The 18,392-nt window shown below is 32.3% G+C and carries 16 protein-coding genes; 4 read left to right on the top strand and 12 right to left on the bottom strand.

The features are described 5' to 3' along the window. Positions 1-134: 134 nt before the first annotated feature. Both plsY and BK821_RS08650 read left to right on the top strand, forming a co-directional pair. Positions 135-743, top strand: a complete 609-nt coding sequence (plsY, locus tag BK821_RS08655; RefSeq protein ID WP_046836345.1) for a glycerol-3-phosphate 1-O-acyltransferase PlsY — start codon at positions 135-137, stop codon at positions 741-743. Positions 744-1,087: 344 nt separating this feature from the next. Further along, on the top strand, positions 1,088-1,384 hold the full coding sequence (locus BK821_RS08650; protein WP_046836344.1) for a HesB/YadR/YfhF family protein: 297 nt from the start codon (positions 1,088-1,090) through the stop codon (positions 1,382-1,384). A gap of 237 nt (positions 1,385-1,621) precedes the next feature. Here the strand turns inward: BK821_RS08650 and menI are convergent, their stop codons facing one another. The 3 genes from menI to BK821_RS08635 form a co-directional block, all read right to left on the bottom strand. Continuing rightward, positions 1,622-2,080: a 1,4-dihydroxy-2-naphthoyl-CoA hydrolase MenI gene (gene menI, locus BK821_RS08645; protein ID WP_046836343.1), complete on the bottom strand. Its 459-nt coding sequence runs from the start codon at positions 2,078-2,080 to the stop codon at positions 1,622-1,624. Between the two features lie 101 nt (positions 2,081-2,181). Further along, positions 2,182-4,884, bottom strand: a complete 2,703-nt coding sequence (gene acnA / locus BK821_RS08640; RefSeq protein WP_046836342.1) for an aconitate hydratase AcnA — start codon at positions 4,882-4,884, stop codon at positions 2,182-2,184. A 331-nt stretch (positions 4,885-5,215) separates the two neighbouring features. Further along, positions 5,216-6,871, bottom strand: a complete 1,656-nt coding sequence (locus BK821_RS08635) for a glycine betaine uptake BCCT transporter (protein ID WP_371261099.1) — start codon at positions 6,869-6,871, stop codon at positions 5,216-5,218. 201 nt (positions 6,872-7,072) lie between these two features. On the opposite strand from BK821_RS08635, the gene mscL reads away from it, so the two are divergent. Continuing rightward, entirely contained in the window at positions 7,073-7,426 is a 354-nt protein-coding gene (mscL, locus tag BK821_RS08630) for a large conductance mechanosensitive channel protein MscL (RefSeq protein WP_046836340.1), read from the top strand. Between the two features lie 275 nt (positions 7,427-7,701). Here the strand turns inward: mscL and sbcC are convergent, their stop codons facing one another. From sbcC to sosA, 8 genes are all read right to left on the bottom strand, one after another. Beyond that, positions 7,702-10,731 (bottom strand): exonuclease subunit SbcC, encoded by a 3,030-nt coding sequence (sbcC, locus tag BK821_RS08625; protein WP_071331545.1) that lies wholly within the window; start codon positions 10,729-10,731, stop codon positions 7,702-7,704. Beyond that, on the bottom strand, positions 10,732-11,862 hold the full coding sequence (gene sbcD / locus BK821_RS08620; RefSeq protein ID WP_071331544.1) for an exonuclease subunit SbcD: 1,131 nt from the start codon (positions 11,860-11,862) through the stop codon (positions 10,732-10,734). 108 nt (positions 11,863-11,970) lie between these two features. Then, positions 11,971-12,438, bottom strand: coding sequence for a CcdC family protein (locus BK821_RS08615; RefSeq protein ID WP_046836337.1), 468 nt, complete (start codon positions 12,436-12,438; stop codon positions 11,971-11,973). Between the two features lie 312 nt (positions 12,439-12,750). Continuing rightward, positions 12,751-12,939, bottom strand: a complete 189-nt coding sequence (locus BK821_RS08610; protein ID WP_046836336.1) for a hypothetical protein — start codon at positions 12,937-12,939, stop codon at positions 12,751-12,753. A gap of 370 nt (positions 12,940-13,309) precedes the next feature. Next, a complete protein-coding gene (locus tag BK821_RS08605; RefSeq protein WP_046836335.1) occupies positions 13,310-13,549 on the bottom strand; it encodes a YneF family protein in 240 nt (79 codons plus the stop codon). Positions 13,550-13,753: 204 nt separating this feature from the next. Further along, a complete protein-coding gene (gene tkt / locus BK821_RS08600) occupies positions 13,754-15,742 on the bottom strand; it encodes a transketolase (protein WP_046836334.1) in 1,989 nt (662 codons plus the stop codon). A 76-nt stretch (positions 15,743-15,818) separates the two neighbouring features. Continuing rightward, positions 15,819-16,067, bottom strand: a complete 249-nt coding sequence (locus BK821_RS08595) for a DUF896 domain-containing protein (RefSeq protein WP_046836333.1) — start codon at positions 16,065-16,067, stop codon at positions 15,819-15,821. A gap of 129 nt (positions 16,068-16,196) precedes the next feature. Then, entirely contained in the window at positions 16,197-16,433 is a 237-nt protein-coding gene (gene sosA, locus BK821_RS08590) for a DNA damage-induced cell division inhibitor SosA (RefSeq protein ID WP_046836332.1), read from the bottom strand. Positions 16,434-16,575: 142 nt separating this feature from the next. On the opposite strand from sosA, the gene lexA reads away from it, so the two are divergent. Further along, positions 16,576-17,199 carry a transcriptional repressor LexA gene (lexA, locus tag BK821_RS08585; RefSeq protein ID WP_046836331.1) on the top strand — a complete coding sequence of 208 codons (624 nt, stop codon included), beginning with the start codon at positions 16,576-16,578 and terminating at the stop codon, positions 17,197-17,199. Between the two features lie 200 nt (positions 17,200-17,399). On the opposite strand, the gene BK821_RS08580 is transcribed toward lexA, so the two are convergent. Beyond that, the gene (locus BK821_RS08580; protein ID WP_371261094.1) at positions 17,400-18,338 is read right to left on the bottom strand and encodes a CAP domain-containing protein; all 939 of its coding nucleotides are present in this window, start codon (positions 18,336-18,338) and stop codon (positions 17,400-17,402) included. Positions 18,339-18,392 lie beyond the last annotated feature (54 nt).

Genomic DNA, 18,392 nt, shown 5'->3' with positions numbered 1-18,392 from the left:
TAAATCGAATTAAAATGCAAGCACCAAATCAATTTTAAAGAAGAAATCATATCCTTTTTGAAAAATTTATTCGTATAAACATAGTCTGATGTGGTAAAATAATTTTAATGTCATTAAAGGATGTGTGATTATATATGATGATCGTAATCATGTTAATATTAAGTTACCTTATCGGTGCTTTTCCAAGTGGCTATGTAATAGGTAAATTATTTTTTAAAAAAGATATTAGACAATTTGGTAGTGGGAACACTGGTGCAACAAACAGTTTTAGAGTATTAGGAAAACCAGCTGGTTTTCTAGTAACTTTTTTAGATATATTCAAAGGTTTTATAGTTGTGTTTTTCCCGCTTTGGTTACCTGTCCATACAGATGGTGCTATAAGTACATTTTTCACAAATGGTCTTATCGTTGGTGCTTTTGCAATTCTTGGCCATGTATATCCAGTGTATCTTGGATTTAAAGGTGGTAAAGCAGTAGCAACAAGTGCTGGTGTCATACTTGGTGTCAATCCTGTCTTATTATTAATTTTAGCAGCAATTTTCTTTGTAATATTATATTTAACAAAGTATGTATCTCTATCAAGTATCATCGCATCACTGTGTTGCGTTATTGGTGCTTTATTAATTCGGGACTATATCTTATTTGTTGTTAGCATCGGTGTCGGAATATTATTAATCGTCAGACATCGTACTAATATCGTAAGAATATTTAAAGGTGAAGAACCTAAAATAAAATGGATGTAACTATTACAAAAGTCATTTAGTAAATAAAAAGTATCAAATAAAGAACTAAGCTAGAGGTGTTCAACCTCTGGCTTTTTATTTTTATCATTCCGAATACATCGGTTAGCTGGGTATTTCCGATTACCTTAAAACACCATTATTTCTATTATACTACTAATATAGGTCATTAGCATGAATTTTCCACATTTAAGTTATTAGTCGGTTTATTTTGAATATTTAACAAAAAAATATGATATACTGCTTTTAACGTTACTCAAATCGGGTAATTAATATAATACTAATTCATAAATTAGTGACTAACTGTCATAAGTGAAGCGCTTGTGAGCCGAAAGGGGCCTTTTATTATGGAAATAGAACTTTCAGATAATGCTGTGTCTTGGTTTAAAGAAGAACTTGATTTACCTGAAGATGACAAAGTCTTACAATTCTTCGTACGTTATGGTGGAGAATTTCAATTAAAACAAGGTTTCAGTCCTGCCTTTAGCGTTGATAAGAAGAATGATCTTGAAATCGGTTATGAAAATAATTATGAAGGATTAGATGTCGTAATCGCTGAACATGATTTATGGTATTTCAAAGATAACAACTTATTCATTGATGTAAACGATGGGCTTGACGAAATTTCCTATACTGCAAAATAATGGTATAACGAGTTATTTCAATCTGTGCTTTATATAAAAATATTTTGAAACTATAGACTTCCGTTTCAAAATATAAGTGTTATTACTAAATAGATAATATTATAGTTATTTTTATTGTTACGTTGAATTTCAAACGTAACAATAATAAGGATATGCTCATACTAATATAAAAGAGGTGCGCTCAGTTAACTGAATGCACCTCTTTTATATTTATAGCATATATTAACTTAAAGTAACTTAAAGTCCATTCGTTACTTCTAAAGTTTCCCCCGCCTTATTTCTTCGCTCAACACTTTGATACACTTCATGCCATTCAGGAAAATATTTATCCAAGCGAATAGGTTTGAAAGTATCTTTTCTAATACAAGTTAACACTGTAGACCCAGTTGTCGCGAGTTCTCCGGATTCATTATAAATTTCATAACGATAAAGTGATCTTAGTCTAGAATATTTTTCAACCCATGTTTTTACTTTTACTTTTTCTGGATACGTTATAGATTGAATATATTTAATATCTAAATCCGTCACTGGAGAAATTACACCTGAATCTTCCATTTCCTTGTAACTAAATCCTAATTTACTTATATAATCTGTACGTGCAACTTCGAACCATGTAGGATAATTACCATGATAAATCACACCCATTTGGTCTGTTTCTTGATAGCGAGATTCAATTTCTGTCATACTATAAATCATCTTTAACGTCCTCTTTTCAATAATTCATACTAAATAGATATTAACATAAACAAGCTGTATTAGCATATTGCTAATACAGCTTGCTTTGACAACGAATAAAATTACTCAGCTAATTTATTTCTCAATACAAGTTGTAAAATACCACCATGACGATAATAGTCTAATTCTACATTTGAATCAAAACGAGCGATTGCTTCAAATTCAATGACTTTGCCATTTTCTTTCTTAGCTTGTACTTTCACTAAATCATGAGGTTTAACTGCTTCATCAACTTCTACTGAAATAATTTCAGTACCATCGATACCTAAGCTGTCTGCAGATTCTCCATCTTTAAATTGTAATGGTAATACACCCATCATAACTAAGTTCGAACGGTGAATACGTTCATAGCTTTGCGCAATAACCGTTTTAACACCCAATAAATTCGTACCCTTAGCTGCCCAGTCACGAGAAGAACCCATGCCGTAATCGTTACCAGCCAATACAACTAAACCTGTTCCATCTTCTTTGTATTTCATAGCTGCATCAAAGATTGACATTTGTTCGCCTGTTGGCCAATAAGTTGTAAATCCACCTTCAGTTCCAGGAGCTAATTGGTTTTTAATACGAATATTTGCAAACGTACCGCGAACCATAACTTGATGGTTACCACGACGTGAACCATATGAGTTAAATTGGCGAATCGGAACATTATGTTCTTGTAAATATCTGCCTGCTGGTGTATCTTTACCAATCGCACCCGCTGGAGAGATATGGTCAGTCGTTACTGAATCTCCAAATTTGCCCATAACACGTAAGTTATTTAAAGGTTCAATTGTACCTGGCTCTTTAGATAATTCTTGGAAGAATGATGGATTCTGAATATATGTTGACTCTGGATCGAAGTCATATAATGGTTGATCAGTTACATCGATTTCGTTCCACATTTCATTATTATTATATACTGTTTCATATTCTTCTTTAAATAGTTCAGGCGTAACAACGCTATCAACAGTATCTGATACTTCTTTTATTGATGGCCAAATATCTCTTAAGTATACATCTTCGCCATCTTTACCTTTACCTAAAGGTTCATTTTGTAAGTCAATATCAACTGTACCTGCTAATGCATAAGCCACAACTAATTGAGGTGATGCTAAATAGTTAGCCTTCACTAAAGGATGTATACGTCCTTCAAAGTTACGGTTACCAGATAATACCGAAGTTACTAATAAATCTTCTTCAGCAATCGCTTTTTCAATTTCTTCTAATAATGGTCCAGAGTTACCGATACAAGTTGTACAACCATAACCAACAAGATTAAAGCCAAGATCATCTAGATACTCATTTAACCCAGAATCTCTTAAGTAACCTGTAACAACTTTTGAACCAGGTGCTAATGAAGTCTTAACATAGTCAGGAACTTTTAGTCCTTTTTCGATAGCTTTTTTAGCAACGAGACCCGCACCTAACATTACATATGGGTTAGATGTATTCGTACATGACGTGATTGCAGCAATTGCTAAATCACCTGTTTTCATTGTAGTTGTTTTACCATCTTTAAATTCAATTGTTGCTGTTTTATCAAATTCACTTTCATCAAATCCATGTCCTTGGTTTCCTGCTGGTGCAGTAACTGATTTTTCAAATTCTTTTTTCATATCGCTTAAGAAAATTAAATCTTGTGGACGTTTTGGACCTGATAATGAAGCTTCAACTGTTGATAAGTCTAATTCAACTACATCTGTGTATTCTGGTTCATCGTTATCTACAGTGAAAAACATGCTATTTTCTTGTAAATATTTTTTAACAAGATCAATTTGTTCATCTGGGCGACCTGTTAAACGCATATATTTCAATGCTTCTTCATCAACTGGGAAGAAACCACAAGTTGCACCATATTCTGGAGCCATGTTCGCAATTGTTGCGCGGTCAGCTAATGGCAAGTGTTGTACACCTGGACCAAAGAATTCAACGAATTTACCAACTACACCTTTTTTACGCAACTCTTGAGTGACACGTAAAGCTAGGTCAGTAGCAGTTGATCCTTGTGGCAATGCATTAGACAATCTCACGCCGATAACTTCTGGAATTGGGAAGTATGAAGGTTGACCAAGCATGCCCGCTTCAGCTTCGATGCCCCCAACACCCCAACCTAAGACACCAAGACCATTAATCATTGTTGTATGTGAGTCAGTACCTACTAAAGTGTCAGGGAATGCTACAGTTTCTCCATCAATTTCACGAGCATGTACTACGTTTGCTAAGTACTCTAAGTTAACTTGGTGAACAATACCAGTTGCTGGTGGTACTGCACTATAGTTATTAAATGCTTTAGTAGCCCAATTTAAAAATTGATAACGCTCATAATTTCTTTCGAATTCTAATTTCATATTACGTTCTAAAGCTTCTGGATTAGCGTAACTATCAACTTGTACTGAGTGGTCAATAACTAAATCCACTGGCACTTCTGGATTGATTTTGTTTAAGTCTCCACCAACATCATTCATAGCTTTACGTAATGATGCTAAGTCCACTACAGCAGGAACTCCTGTAAAGTCTTGCAAGATGACACGTGAAGGTTTGAATGGTACTTCCCCTTCTGCCCCTTTAGTAAAATCAGATAATGCTTTGATATGATCATCTGTAATTACAAAACCATCTTCCTGTCTTAAAACTGATTCTAATAATACTCTAATTGAATATGGCAGTTGCGATACTTTAGTGAACCCTTGCTCTTCTAAAGTTTTTAAATCATAAAACGTATATGATTTCCCGTTAAGATCAAACGATTTTTTCGCTTGTTGCTTAATATTTGAAGCCATATAAATCCCCCCTGAAAGTTTTTATTATATTTATGCCGTTATCTAAATTGTATAATTATATGTGACTTAAAACAACTACATAAAGCCAGAAACCTAGATAATTAAGATTTGAATTTTCAATCGGTATGTATAAGTTATGCTTATCATCAAAGCAATGTGTAATAAGTTATTATTATCAATTGAGAATCATTATCAACATTTTCAGATTTTTCCAATTACTTTTATGTTATTTCATTCATCTTTTTCATGATTGTGCACAATTCATGATTTTGTTTCATATAAAAAAACGCGCCCATAATTGGGCACGCTTTTAAAAATTGCTTCATATAATTTATTTTAAGGTTTCATTCTTTTCAGCTTCTCTAAGCGATGCGCGTCTTTCGATAATATCATCTTCATAATCTTCTTGTTGATGCTGTAAGTAATCTTGCAATCTATGTTTATTTGGTGTCAATGTTAATCCTAAGAATTTACGTTCTTTGTTCGCGTCTTTATAGAATGACACCATCATCATTATAACAACGAAGGAGAACGGCAATGCACTGATAATGGCAGCACTTTGTATTGCATTAAGCGCTTTAGCACCGTCACCTCCACCTGCAAATAGTAATACAAAAGCAATCAGTGATTGGGCAATGCCCCATGTCACTTTTACAAAATTCGAAGGTTCTAATGATCCATAAGATGTTTGCATTCCTAATACAAATGTTGCAGAATCTGCTGACGTAATAAAGAATGATGCAATTAATACCAATGCAACAATAGATAAAACCATTCCCATTGGTATTTCTTGAAAGACACCGAACAATTGCGTTTCTGCAGTCATATTAAAGAGTTCAGGGTTTTTCTTACCAGTTTCAATACCCAATACGCCAAACACACTGAACCATACGAAACTTACAGTAGCTGGGACTAAAAGCACGCCAGCGATAAATTCACGAATTGAACGTCCTTTTGAAACACGTGCAATAAAGATACCTACGAATGGGCTCCAACTTAACCACCAACCCCAATAATAAAGTGTCCAACTAGACATCCATTCTCGTTTTTGAGGGTTTTGAGCAGCTGTATCAAATGAATTCAGCAAGAACGAATTTAATAAACTGCCTGTTGAACTTGTCATCATGTTTAAAATCAAAATCGTTGGTCCAATAATTAATACAGCAATCATTAATATTGCACCTAAAGTAATATTTAAATTACTTAAATATTGAATACCTTTACTTAAACCGGACCAAGCACTCATAAGGAATAATATAGTTACAACTATAATAATTATCGCTTGTACCCAGACGTTGTTGGGAACGCCGAATAAATAGTTTAGCCCACCATTGATTTGTAATGCACCCATACCTAGTGATACGGCAACACCAACTACTGTTGCAAAAACAGCTAGAACATCAATGATTGTCCCGATTGGGCCTTCTACTTTATTTCCTAAAATAGGACGTAATGTTCTTGAAATAAGTCCTGGTTCACCTTTTCTAAATTGAGAATACGCAAGTGCCAGTGCAACTACACCATAAATAGCCCATGCATGGAATCCCCAATGGAAGAAAGTAGAACGTAATGCTTCAGTATAAGCAGCAGTTGTTTTAGGATCTGCAGTTGGGGGTGCAGCAAAATCCGCCATAGGTTCCGCAGCACCGTAGAATACTAATCCAATCCCCATACCAGCACTAAATAACATTGCAAACCATGAAACTGTATTGAATTCAGGTTTATCATTTGGTTTCCCTAGTTTTAATTTTCCAATAGGGCTAAAGATTAGGAAAATACAGAAGAAAACAATAAACGTAGTAAGAATCAAATAATACCAACCTAGTTTGTGCGTAATCCATAGCTTAATTCCATTTGTAATTGTATCAAATTGCTCTGGTAAAACAGCACCAATTAAAACTACAATCGCTACGATAATCGCGCTATAAATAAAAACTGGAGATATCTTCTTACCATCCGGATGTTTGTTAGAAGAATTCACACTCATTACTCCCTTTCTCATCTTATTATATTTTTAAAATCTTAAGTAGAAAATTATAAATTTTATATATAACTACTTTTGTTTCACCATATATAACAATAACAAACCCTTTTGTTAATATCAAATTTAGATAAAAAAAGTATACTCTAAACATAAAAATTATTGTATAATAAAATTTATATTTTTAAAAAAGTGAGGTTAAGTATTATGTTAAAGGAATTTAAAGAATTTGCATTAAAAGGCAATGTATTAGATTTAGCAGTGGCCGTTGTTATGGGAGCTGCTTTCAACAAAATTGTAACAGCCTTAGTTACATTCATCATTATGCCATTAATAGGATTAATTTTTGGTACAGTTGATTTTGCAAAAAGTTGGTCATTCATGGGCATTAAATATGGTATGTTCGTTCAATCAATCATCGACTTCATCATTATTGCGTTTGCACTATTCATCTTTGTAAAAATTGCTAACACATTAATGAAAAAAGAAGAAGAAGAAGAAATTGAAGAAAACACTGTATTACTTACAGAAATCCGTGATTTATTACGTGAAAAAAATTAATTTTATTTCCCTAAAGGCCAGCATTTAATGCTTGTCTTTTTTTATTTAAAAATAAATCAACATTTTAATTACTTTTTATGCTATTTATAAAGACCAAGCAAACACTTAAACTGTGTTTGCTTGGTCTTTATTTAATAAATATAAATTTTGAATAATGATAGTAGTCTTTTAGATTTTGGGACCTATTACAGTAATTCCGATAGAAAATGTATGCCAAACTTGCTTACACTCCAAAGGTTTTAGCTTGCCACTAAGCATATATCCACTCTAATGAATTACTGTTTTTTGAATTGTGTAGTACTTTGATATTGTTCGGTTTCAACTTCTAGAATTAGCGGTATCCGTTGTTTAAGTTCACTCACATGAGAAATGATGCCTACCATTCTACCTGAAGATTTCAAACTTAACAATGTATCTAAGGCAGTTTCTAGTGTTTCCTGATCTAAAGTGCCAAATCCTTCATCTACAAACATAGAGTCTAAAGCGATACCCCCCGCTTCTTGCTGCACAATCTCACTAAGACCTAACGCTAATGCCAATGAAGCTTGGAACGTTTCCCCACCGGATAACGATGTAATATGTCTAGCCTGATTAGAATGAGAATCAAATACGTCAATTTCAAGGCCACTATAACCTTGTGAAATTTGCTCTCTTCTTGTTAATTGATAGCGTTCACCTGTCATTAATGCTAAACGTTGATTAGCCTGAGCTAATATTCTTTCTAAATAATAAATTAAAACATAATTCTCTAATGTCAGTTTTCGCTCATTTTTACCTGAAAGTATCTCTGCAAGCTGAAAAACTTCTTGTTGTTCTTTTAATTCGAATTCTAATTGTTCGATTGTTGTTTTAATTTCATTAATTTTCTTCTGATTAAATTCAATTTTAAACTCATGTTGGCTTAATTCAGTTGTAATTATTTCTAAACATTGTTGTTGTCGCTCGTAATCTTGTTTTAATTTTTCACTATCTTTAAGTTCACGATCATTTGTTTCTGCTGTTAGTTGTGCTATCAATAATTCAAATGATTGCTTCTCTTTATTATACGTCTCAATATCATCTTCTAATTTATTTTTTTCGTTTATCTTAGCTATGGTTTCTTTTACTTGATCCAAATGCGCAAAACCTATTCTTCCCATTTCTGTGTCAATCTTGACTTCCATATTTTCTAATTCTTCCTCAATTTCTGTACAACTTGCTTCTAAGTATTTTTTACTATTTTCTTCAATAGATAGCTCATTTTGAGCTTGTTGTATGCCTTGTCCTAACTTTTCTAACTCATCATCAAACTGTTGTATCTTTACTACATCAAGCTCGTACGCTTTTATAAATGCATCCACATTTTTATGTTTTGTTGTATTTTCAAAATCGTTGATCATTACTTCATGCGCTTTCAAATTCTGGAGGATAGTTTTACTTTCTAATTCTAGCGCATGTAATTTTTGTTCATTCTGTTGGAGCCGTTCCTTTAATTGGCTAATTTCTTCATTTTCAGTAGTTGCTTTTTTCTTTTGTTGTTTTTTTGTCTCTATAAGTACTTCATATGCTTCATAATTTGTATCAGTTAAATCATCCTGTGAAAATTCTGCTAATTGTTCGTTTACATATTTCAACTCACTTTCACATTTAATTTTATTGCCTGAAGCTTCATTAATGCATCTTTCTATTTCCGATAAATTTTGTGATCTTTCAGTGAGTTCATCAAAATCTAAATGCTGTTCAATTTTATGTATCTCATTGCCACAAACTGGACAAGTATCACCTGATTGTAATGCAGATTGTATTTTTGTAATAATATCTTTTTTATTATTCAAATCTATATTTGTTTTATCAATACTTCGATATTCATTTTCTAAATTTTTCAGATGTTGCTCGACAGCTTTTAAATCTTCTACTTTTTGTTTTTTTCTATTTTGTAATGATTGATACTCTATTTGTTTTAATTCATTACGTTTTAAATCTTTCACTTTATTCTTCAATTCAAAAATCTCACTGTTTAATATTTCTATTATTTCATAATCTGGATTTCTATAATTCAGTTGTGCATTCATCGTATCAAATTGCTGTTGTTGTAAGGCAAAATTTTCATTTAGCTCATTGTACGAAATTTTTAAAGCATCATATTCTTGATATGCTTTTTTATATTTATTAGCTTTATCGTAAAATAGCTTACAGCGTTCTATAAATTCTCTTGTTTTTTCTAATGTTTGAGATGACTTTTTATGCATCATTAGCATATCTTCATCTTTTTGTATTTTCGATACTAACCCCCTTATCAATTGATCCTTATTACTTATATCTTGAGTGATTTTAGTTTTTTTATTTTTTAACGTTTCTTGAGTATCTAATAAATTGGCTAAAGGTCTTACCTCATAAATCTCATTTAGTAATTTTACTTTACTTTGTATATCATTTTCTTTTAACACTAAAGCATCATATTTTGCTTGCTGCTCTTTTAATTTAGACAACGCATGTTCTAAATTTATATTATCATCTAATATTTTCTCAGATTTTTTGACCTCTTCTTGTTGTTGGTGCTTTCTTTGTTTGAGTTGTTCCTGTATATCTTTGGCTTTTTCAATAAATTTAGGCAATACCTCAACAACACGATTCGTTTGTCTAGCATTGATTAATTTAAACTCAGTTAATACTTCATCATTAAATGCATCGATATCTTGCCAATTATTTTCTAAGATACTAAATCTTTTTTCTATTTTTTCTCTCACTTCTTTAACATCATCCATTAAATTTCGTTGAATATCTTCGAAACGTTGACTATTAAATAACGTTCTTAAAATTTCTTGTTTCTCAGAACTTTTTGATAATAAAAACCGTTTGAACTCACCCTGCGGTAGTATAAATAATTGTCTAAATTGTTCTGCATTGACGCCTAATTGACTTTTAATAAATTGATTTCCCGTATTTATTTTACTCTCTTTTAAATCATAGTCATCATTATCAAATTGATATACCGTTAATTGACCCAATGTTTTATTTTTATTACCTTCTTTAATGAATGCGCCTTGACGGACAATTTTATAAACATCATCTCTTAACTTAAATTCAAATTCTACAACCATAGGGGATTTACTATCAGCAAAATGACTTCTCAAATCACTTTCTTTGCGATCTTTAGTAGAAGCTTCGCCAAATAAGGCATAGACAATTGCATCAAAAATCATCGTTTTACCTGAACCTGTTTTTCCACTAATCAAAAATAATTGGTCATCCTTTACATGATCAAAATCAATAGTTTCATTTAAAAAAGGTCCAAAATTATTTAATTTTAAAGTTAATGGTCGCATTTATTGCATACCTCCTTCTAACAAATCATTTAACACGCGATCTACCTTTTGACTTTGTGTAGAAGTTAAAGATTCATCTGTAATACTTTGATAAAAGTTCTTAATAATCGTTTCATCGTCTAATTTTTGTATCTCATAATTGCTACGATGAATAGGTGTATTAAAATCAAACGTCTGATTTGTTAAAGCGAGTGTATTAGGATAAATTTGCTTTAAATGTACCATTGGATCGCTCACATGTGACATATGCTTTAGTTTGAAATGTAAATAGTTTTCTTTATTTTTAATATCTAATTTCTCTTGAATCGCCTCTTCATAATCGCCTTCAATAACTTCTAACTGTCTAAGTGGTTGTATAGGTATAAATTTATCTTTAATCTTGTTATCTTTAATTTCCATTATCCTGTAACCTTTAGGTTGATTACTTTCTGAGAAAGAATATTGCAATAATGAACCACTGTAATTTATAAAATCTGAATCTATACTAAATGGATGATGTAAATGTCCAAGCATTACCCTATCAAATTGTTGAAATGAACTTGCCTCTACAGATTCCACCGTACCAATTGTCAACGCTCGTTCTGAATCAGATCTAAGTCCGCCTTGAACCGTTAAGTGGCCAACCAATACATTGACTTTGTCTTTATCAATCACTTTATTTATATGTGATAAAGCTTTATTTATACATTGTTGATGTGTTTCTAAAGAATCATCATCAAAGAAATGCTGCATTTCATTGATTGTTGCAAAGGGCAATGTATAAAAATCTATTTCTCCAAATGATATTGGCTTATCAATATCTACAAGTTTTGTACGAATGTGCATCCCAGATTTTTCAAACCATTTAGAACCATAGTTTAATCGTTCTTTACTATCGTGATTACCACTAATCATAATGAGTGGTATGCCCATTTCTAAATTCAAAGTATTTATTGTACTTTCTAACAATTGTATTGCACCTTTACTTGGATAACTTGTATCATATAAATCTCCTGCAACTACAATTACATCAGGTTGTTCATTTTTCATTTCTTCTATAAAGCACTTTAAAATATATATTTGGTCATCTAGTAATGTTTTGCCATTCAATATTTTTCCTAAATGCCAATCTGCTGTATGTATTACTTTCATATTTGCACCTCTCATAGAACGTTAGTTCGTATATATACTATTATATTCTCTTAATCATTTCTATTATAATAAAAATGCCGCTTATCACCTAGGATAAACGGCTCAAAACTATTGTATTAAACTACGCTTTACTTTTTTATATTTATATAACATCGCCAAACGCCAAGGAATAATCATACAAAAAGCAAGCAAGAAAAACATTCCCGCAATTTCTCCTGGGTCTATTTTATTACTAATAAATATTTTAATTATTGTACGAATTAAAAGTAATGAGATAAGTATTATAGGAAAAGCTTTAGATCGTTTCATATATACTTCATTACCTTTAGTTTCAAATCTAGATGTCCATATTAAAATTGTCGAAAATAATACTCCTAAAATAATACATTCTAAAATTTCAAATCCCGTTAATCTAAAATATGGAACGACATACATTAAAGCTCCAGTTGCCATAAAAAACGGTGGCAAAATAATTTTCTTTTCATTAACAGGAAATTGTTGTGCTTTCATGCGCACGATAATAACAGCAATTCCCATTAAAAAAGCGAAAACTATAGAAAAGATCAAATATAACATGCTGACACCTTCTTTAAGTTTCTACAAGATGATATTTATTTAGGATTGTTCATCACTCTACAAAGCTAAGTCATGAAATTGACACGCCATTGATTACTTAGCTATTATTAAAAACATCACATAGTATATATTAGCATTTTTTACATTTTGAAGATAATAAAATACATAGTTTTTGCCATTTTAAACACAACTATATAATATCATGAAGTGTATCAATCACTATACACATTTCAGCCATCTAATATGTGATGAGCAATATAAATTTTACAGCAAAAAAATAAGCCTCAAAGAGACTTATTTTAACGTTTTTATTTACATAGCTTGTGACGTATTGTCGCAAGCAGAAAATGCATTATTTAATACCATTCTAAGATAATTCATATCATGTAGTTGCATTGCGTTATGATATTTTTTAAATGATTCTTCAGTTGGAAAGTTAATGTGTATATTTGCAAGTCGATCTAAAACCTCTTTGTCTTCCATATCAAAAGCATCTCTCACTTTGTAATACCTCCCTTGTATAAGCATATTATATCAAACGTGAAAATATTTTCAATAATTTTCTGAATATTTAAAAAACATAAAATGCCACGAAACGCGCCACAACAATAACTATTAAAGAAAAAATTTTTTGAATTTAAACATACAATAAAGGGATAAATTACTTCGTTAAAAAATATTTTAACTCATCTATATCTACGAAATAATATCACTATTTTGCATCGTCCTCCTTCAATCAATACTATCTTCCGTTTTTTATTAGACCGCACTTATAACATAAGTTTAAATTGACATCCTTTCACCTTACCACAGACAAAAATAAGGGCTGACAGTTACTTTTTTAAGTAGCTGCCAGCCCTTTATTGACGGTCTATTTAGACTTTTTGAGTTGTTCCTCTTGATTTTTATTCATCATCGTCATCATTTGATTTATTTTCTTTTGAGATGGTTTTTGACCCATTTGCATCATCATCATACGTAGCATCTCTTCATTAATTGGTGGGTTCTTTTTAAGGTAATCCATCATATATTTTCTTGCTAGGAAAAATCCACCGACTAATCCAATAATAAGTGCTAACACGATTAATACTATTGCTAACCAAGTTGCCATTGTTTCACCCACTTTCCTATCCTAATGAATTTTACTAAAATTAGTACTCTATTTCAAGAGTAACTCAATGAATATCTTCTAACCTTATGTATTATATCAATTTCAATTTCAATTTGTAAATATAGTCACATATTTCTTTGATATTAAAAATTGGTATGAGAACAAGCGCTCCCATACCAATAATTAAATGTTATTAGGCATTTATTAGAATGTTTGAATTTGATTCAATACATTTTCTTTAGTGAAACCATATTTTTCAACTACTAAATCGCCAGGAGCACTAGCACCGAATCCATCGATAGCGATGACTTTACCTTCAGTACCAACGTATTTATGCCAACCTAGTGATGATGCCATTTCAATAGCAACTCGTTTGGTAATTGATGATGGCATTACTGATTCTTTATACTCAGCAGATTGTTGATCAAATGCATTCCAGTTAGGCATTGAAACAACACGTACACCTTTACCTTGAGCTTCTAAATCTTTAGCAGCTTCAACAGCTAAATTAACTTCTGAACCAGTTGCTAATAATAAGAATTCAGGGGCTTGTTCTGATTCGAACACTACATAAGCACCTTTACGTACGCCTTCTTCAACTGTTTCTTTTGGAAGATCCATAGTTGTAAGATTTTGACGCGTTAGTACTAATGAAGTTGGTGTATTTTCAGATTCTAATGCCACTTCCCAAGCTACACGTGTTTCGTTCCCATCTGCTGGACGAATCACATTCATATTTGGAATCGCACGTAAACCAGCTAATTGTTCTACTGGCTCATGTGTTGGACCGTCTTCACCAACAGCAATTGAATCATGAGTAAAGATAAACGTTGAATTTAAGCCCATAATTGCTGATAAACGTAATGCTGGTTTTAAGTAGTCACTGAATACGAAGAATGTTGCACCGTATGGGTGTAAACCACCGTGAGCAGCCATACCATTTACTGCAGCACCCATAGCAAATTCACGAACACCAAACCAAATATTTTTACCTTCTGGTGTATCTTTATCAAAGTCAGTTGCATCTTTAACATTTGATTTATTTGAACCAGCTAAGTCTGCTGAACCACCGAAGAATGAAGGCACAGATTTACTTAATGATTGAATAACTTCTCCAGAATCTGCACGTGTTGCACCACTATGTCCAGCTTCATATTCTGGAAGTACATCTTTGTAGTTCTCTGGTAATTTACCACTAATAGCTAATTTAAACTCTTCAGCTAATTCTGGATATTTATTGCTGTATTCTTCAACAAGTTTATTCCATGATTCTTCTTTTTCATTCGCACGTTTTAGCATGCTTTGTTGGAAAATTTCATAAACTTCTTCCGGCACATTGAAACGTTTTTCAGGGTCTAAACCATAGTTTTCGAAAGTTAGTTTTCTTTCGTCTTCACCTAATGGCGCACCATGTGCACCGCTTGAATCTTGCTTGTTAGGCGCACCGTAACCAATAATCGTTTTAATTTCGATAATTGTTGGCACATCTTGTGTCTTAGCTTCTTCAATTGCTTTATCGATTGCATCGATATCATTGCCTTCTTTGACAAAAATATGTTTCCAACCATAAGCTTCGAAACGACCTTTAATATCTTCAGAAAATGCTTTGTTTAAATCACCATCTAAAGAAATATCATTTGAATCATATAAAACGATAAGTTTATCTAATTGGCTATGACCTGCTAAAGATGCTGCTTCGTGAGAAATACCTTCCATTAAATCACCATCTGATGCAAGTACATATGTGTAATGATCCACTACTTGTGCATCATCTTTATTAAATTTACCTGCTAGATGTTTTTCAGCCATTGCCATACCAACTGACATAGCAAACCCTTGTCCAAGAGGACCAGTAGTTACTTCAACACCATCAGTGTGTTTAAACTCAGGATGTCCAGGCGTTTTTGAATCCCATTGTCTAAATTGTTTAAGTTCTTCTAATTCTAAACTACCTGAAACATGTAAAAGGCTATACAATAACGCTGATCCATGACCCGCAGATAATACAAAACGATCTCTATCAAAGAAATCTTTTGATTGGGGGTTAAAATTTAAATGACGAGTCCATAAAGTGTATGCCATAGGAGCTGCACCCATAGGTAGACCAGGGTGACCTGAGTTTGCTTGTTCAACAGCGTCAATACTTAAAGCTCTTATCGTATCTACCGCTAATTGATCTTTTTCTTTATTCATCTAAATGACTTCCTTTCTTCTAGCTAGTTTCATAATCATTATACATGATTTTTCATCTATTTAACAAAAAAATGAGTTAATTTTTTTCTTCCTCATCTTTAGAATCTAATATTTTTTTTACTTTATCTGGTGTTACATCATTACCTTCTGGATCAATCACTCTTGTACTTTCAATTTGCTGTTTAAATTTCTTTCTAAACGAATCTAAATATGCTTTGCGTAATTTGGATTGTTCTTTAGCTTCATTCTCAGTTAAGCCAACTTCCTTTTTCTTTTTAGCGAGTTCATTAATACGTTCTATATTAACGCCATCCATCTTTGCCATAAGAAACCTCCGTATTTCATCAATATAGAAAAATATAACAAAAAAGTGAACGAAACTAAATAGTTTCGCTCACTTTCCTCCCATTTGCTAATTCAAAAGCACCTTATCTTTATTATAACTTTGACTACTTTATTGATGCGCTGCTGCAATTAATGCTTGTTCTATGTGTTCGCTTTTTCCTTCTGAAGTTGGTTGGTTTCGTTCGTGTTTGGCTGTATCTTGTGTAATTTGATGATCCGTCATCTCGTACGTCTGTTCTGATTCAGCATTGTTATCAGCACTTATAATAAATAAAGCACATAATACCATGGTAACAACAAGCACTGCTATATATGGTTTTACTTCTGATTTATATAATTTCATCATTTAATAACACTCCTAGAACATTTGTTTGTATAACTAACTTAACAGAACACCTGTTCTAAGTCAATACCAAAACGAACAAACGTTTGTAAAATGTATATGTGCGTGCTATAATAAGTATAAATCAATCTAGGGAGTGCCTATTATGAGAGAATTAACTAAGCGACAAAATGAAATTTTTGAATATATAAAGCAAACGGTTCAATTAAAAGGCTACCCACCAAGTGTCCGTGAAATTGGTGAGGCTGTCGGTTTGGCGTCAAGCTCAACTGTACATGGCCATTTATCAAGATTAGAAGAAAAAGGTTATATAAGAAGAGACCCTACTAAACCACGTGCTATTGAAATTGTGACCGAACAAGTAGGTGAAGCAGTTAATATGGAAGAAACCATCCACGTTCCTGTAATCGGTAAGGTTACAGCAGGCGTTCCAATTACAGCTGTAGAAAATGTCGAAGAATATTTCCCTTTACCCGAACACTTTACTTCAACACATAACAGCGACATTTTCATTCTTAATGTTGTTGGTGATAGTATGATCGAAGCAGGTATATTAGATGGAGATAAGGTCATAGTCAGAAGTCAGACAATCGCTGAAAATGGTGATATTATTGTAGCTATGACTGAAGATAATGAAGCTACAGTAAAACGATTCTATAAAGAAAAAGCACATTATCGTTTACAACCTGAAAATAGCACTATGGACCCTATTTATTTAGATCATGTTACTGTACTAGGTAAAGTCGTAGGTTTATTCCGAGAAATGTAAAGTCATATCATACAGTTCTAATAGTACTCTCACAAAAATAAGAGGTTGAGCGCATGCGCTCAACCTCTTATTTTTCGTCTTTTTTCTCTAAAACTTCTTTTACTTTTTCAAGTATATCTTCTGTTTTATCTTTTTTATTTGTTGTCATAACTTATTCATCCTCACAAATTAAAGATACCCTTATACAACAAAATCAAACATTATCCTGTGTAATTTTCAGTCCAATATGGTTGTCTTTCTTCATTAAACTCAACACCTACGCCAAGTGTTTTAAAAGATTGTTTGAGTATATTTTTTCTATGACCTAATGAATTCATTAAACCTTGGTGGGCATATATACTACTTGTTTGACCGTAAGCTAAATTTTCTCCGGCCGCATTAAAATCATGACCATCCGCTTCTAATCTATCGAACGGCGAATCACCGGATAAATTATTATGATCAAAATAATTATTTTCTGCCATATCTTCACTATGCGCTCTAGCAGTATCAGAAATACTAGATGAATAATTTAATGTTGCTAAGTCATGTTGCACCCTTTCAGCATTAACCAAATCAAAGTTTTGCAATTCAAAGCTTTGAGCTAATCCTTCTGAAGGCGCACCATATTGTTGTTGTAAACGGCTCTCCATATTATCGCTAACTTGTAAAAGAGCAGTTAAGTTATTGTTCTCGTGCTTATCATAAAAAGCTGTTGTATAAATTTGATCATCATGAAAATTATCATATTCATCATCTTTTACATCGAATCTAACATGTCCTTTTTGCTTTTCAGTAATAGGTTTACCTAGCCTATCTCTGACTGTTTCTTTAGGTGTACCATATTTAATTTTAGATTGAGATGAAATGACATTTTGGTTGCTATACAATGCATGCACTTTATTATCAATATAACTGACCATTACAAATGCTTTATAATCGCCTGAATAATAAGTATGCCAATTTGTACCATATTCATTAGATGTAACACGTTGGGCATCGCCTAACTTCTGCTCCACAGTTTGTTTGGTCATATTCATTTGAATATTATTGATTGCAAACTCTTGTTTGCTAGGAACTTTAAGTGACTTGTCCGAGGTAGAATTGTCCGAAGTCCAACTATTCACTTTAGTTTTTACTTGTTGTTGTAATGCTTCCATTGGGGCTGTCTCTTTTACAGGAACTACCAACACGATTACTAAAATAACAACGAT

The organism is Staphylococcus sp. LCT-H4, assembly GCF_001866145.1.
GTDB lineage: Bacteria > Bacillota > Bacilli > Staphylococcales > Staphylococcaceae > Staphylococcus > Staphylococcus succinus.
The sequence above is the reverse complement of the archived record's forward strand: the minus strand, read 5'-3'. Positions and strand labels throughout refer to the sequence as shown.

Bases quoted from the DNA above. Each gene is read 5' to 3' on its own strand.
- sosA (WP_046836332.1), bottom strand. From the start codon at position 16,433: ATGATGAAATTATATAAATCAGAAGTAAAACCATATATAGCAGTGCTT.
- plsY (WP_046836345.1), top strand. From the start codon at position 135: ATGATGATCGTAATCATGTTAATATTAAGTTACCTTATCGGTGCTTTT.
- menI (WP_046836343.1), bottom strand. From the start codon at position 2,080: ATGATTTATAGTATGACAGAAATTGAATCTCGCTATCAAGAAACAGAC.
- sbcC (WP_071331545.1), bottom strand. From the start codon at position 10,731: ATGCGACCATTAACTTTAAAATTAAATAATTTTGGACCTTTTTTAAAT.
- BK821_RS08605 (WP_046836335.1), bottom strand. From the start codon at position 13,549: ATGGCAACTTGGTTAGCAATAGTATTAATCGTGTTAGCACTTATTATT.
- mscL (WP_046836340.1), top strand. From the start codon at position 7,073: ATGTTAAAGGAATTTAAAGAATTTGCATTAAAAGGCAATGTATTAGAT.
- BK821_RS08580 (WP_371261094.1), bottom strand. From the start codon at position 18,338: ATGGAAGCATTACAACAACAAGTAAAAACTAAAGTGAATAGTTGGACT.
- BK821_RS08615 (WP_046836337.1), bottom strand. From the start codon at position 12,438: ATGTTATATTTGATCTTTTCTATAGTTTTCGCTTTTTTAATGGGAATT.
- acnA (WP_046836342.1), bottom strand. From the start codon at position 4,884: ATGGCTTCAAATATTAAGCAACAAGCGAAAAAATCGTTTGATCTTAAC.
- sbcD (WP_071331544.1), bottom strand. From the start codon at position 11,862: ATGAAAGTAATACATACAGCAGATTGGCATTTAGGAAAAATATTGAAT.
- lexA (WP_046836331.1), top strand. From the start codon at position 16,576: ATGAGAGAATTAACTAAGCGACAAAATGAAATTTTTGAATATATAAAG.
- BK821_RS08635 (WP_371261099.1), bottom strand. From the start codon at position 6,871: ATGAGTGTGAATTCTTCTAACAAACATCCGGATGGTAAGAAGATATCT.
- BK821_RS08650 (WP_046836344.1), top strand. From the start codon at position 1,088: ATGGAAATAGAACTTTCAGATAATGCTGTGTCTTGGTTTAAAGAAGAA.
- BK821_RS08595 (WP_046836333.1), bottom strand. From the start codon at position 16,067: ATGGCAAAGATGGATGGCGTTAATATAGAACGTATTAATGAACTCGCT.
- tkt (WP_046836334.1), bottom strand. From the start codon at position 15,742: ATGAATAAAGAAAAAGATCAATTAGCGGTAGATACGATAAGAGCTTTA.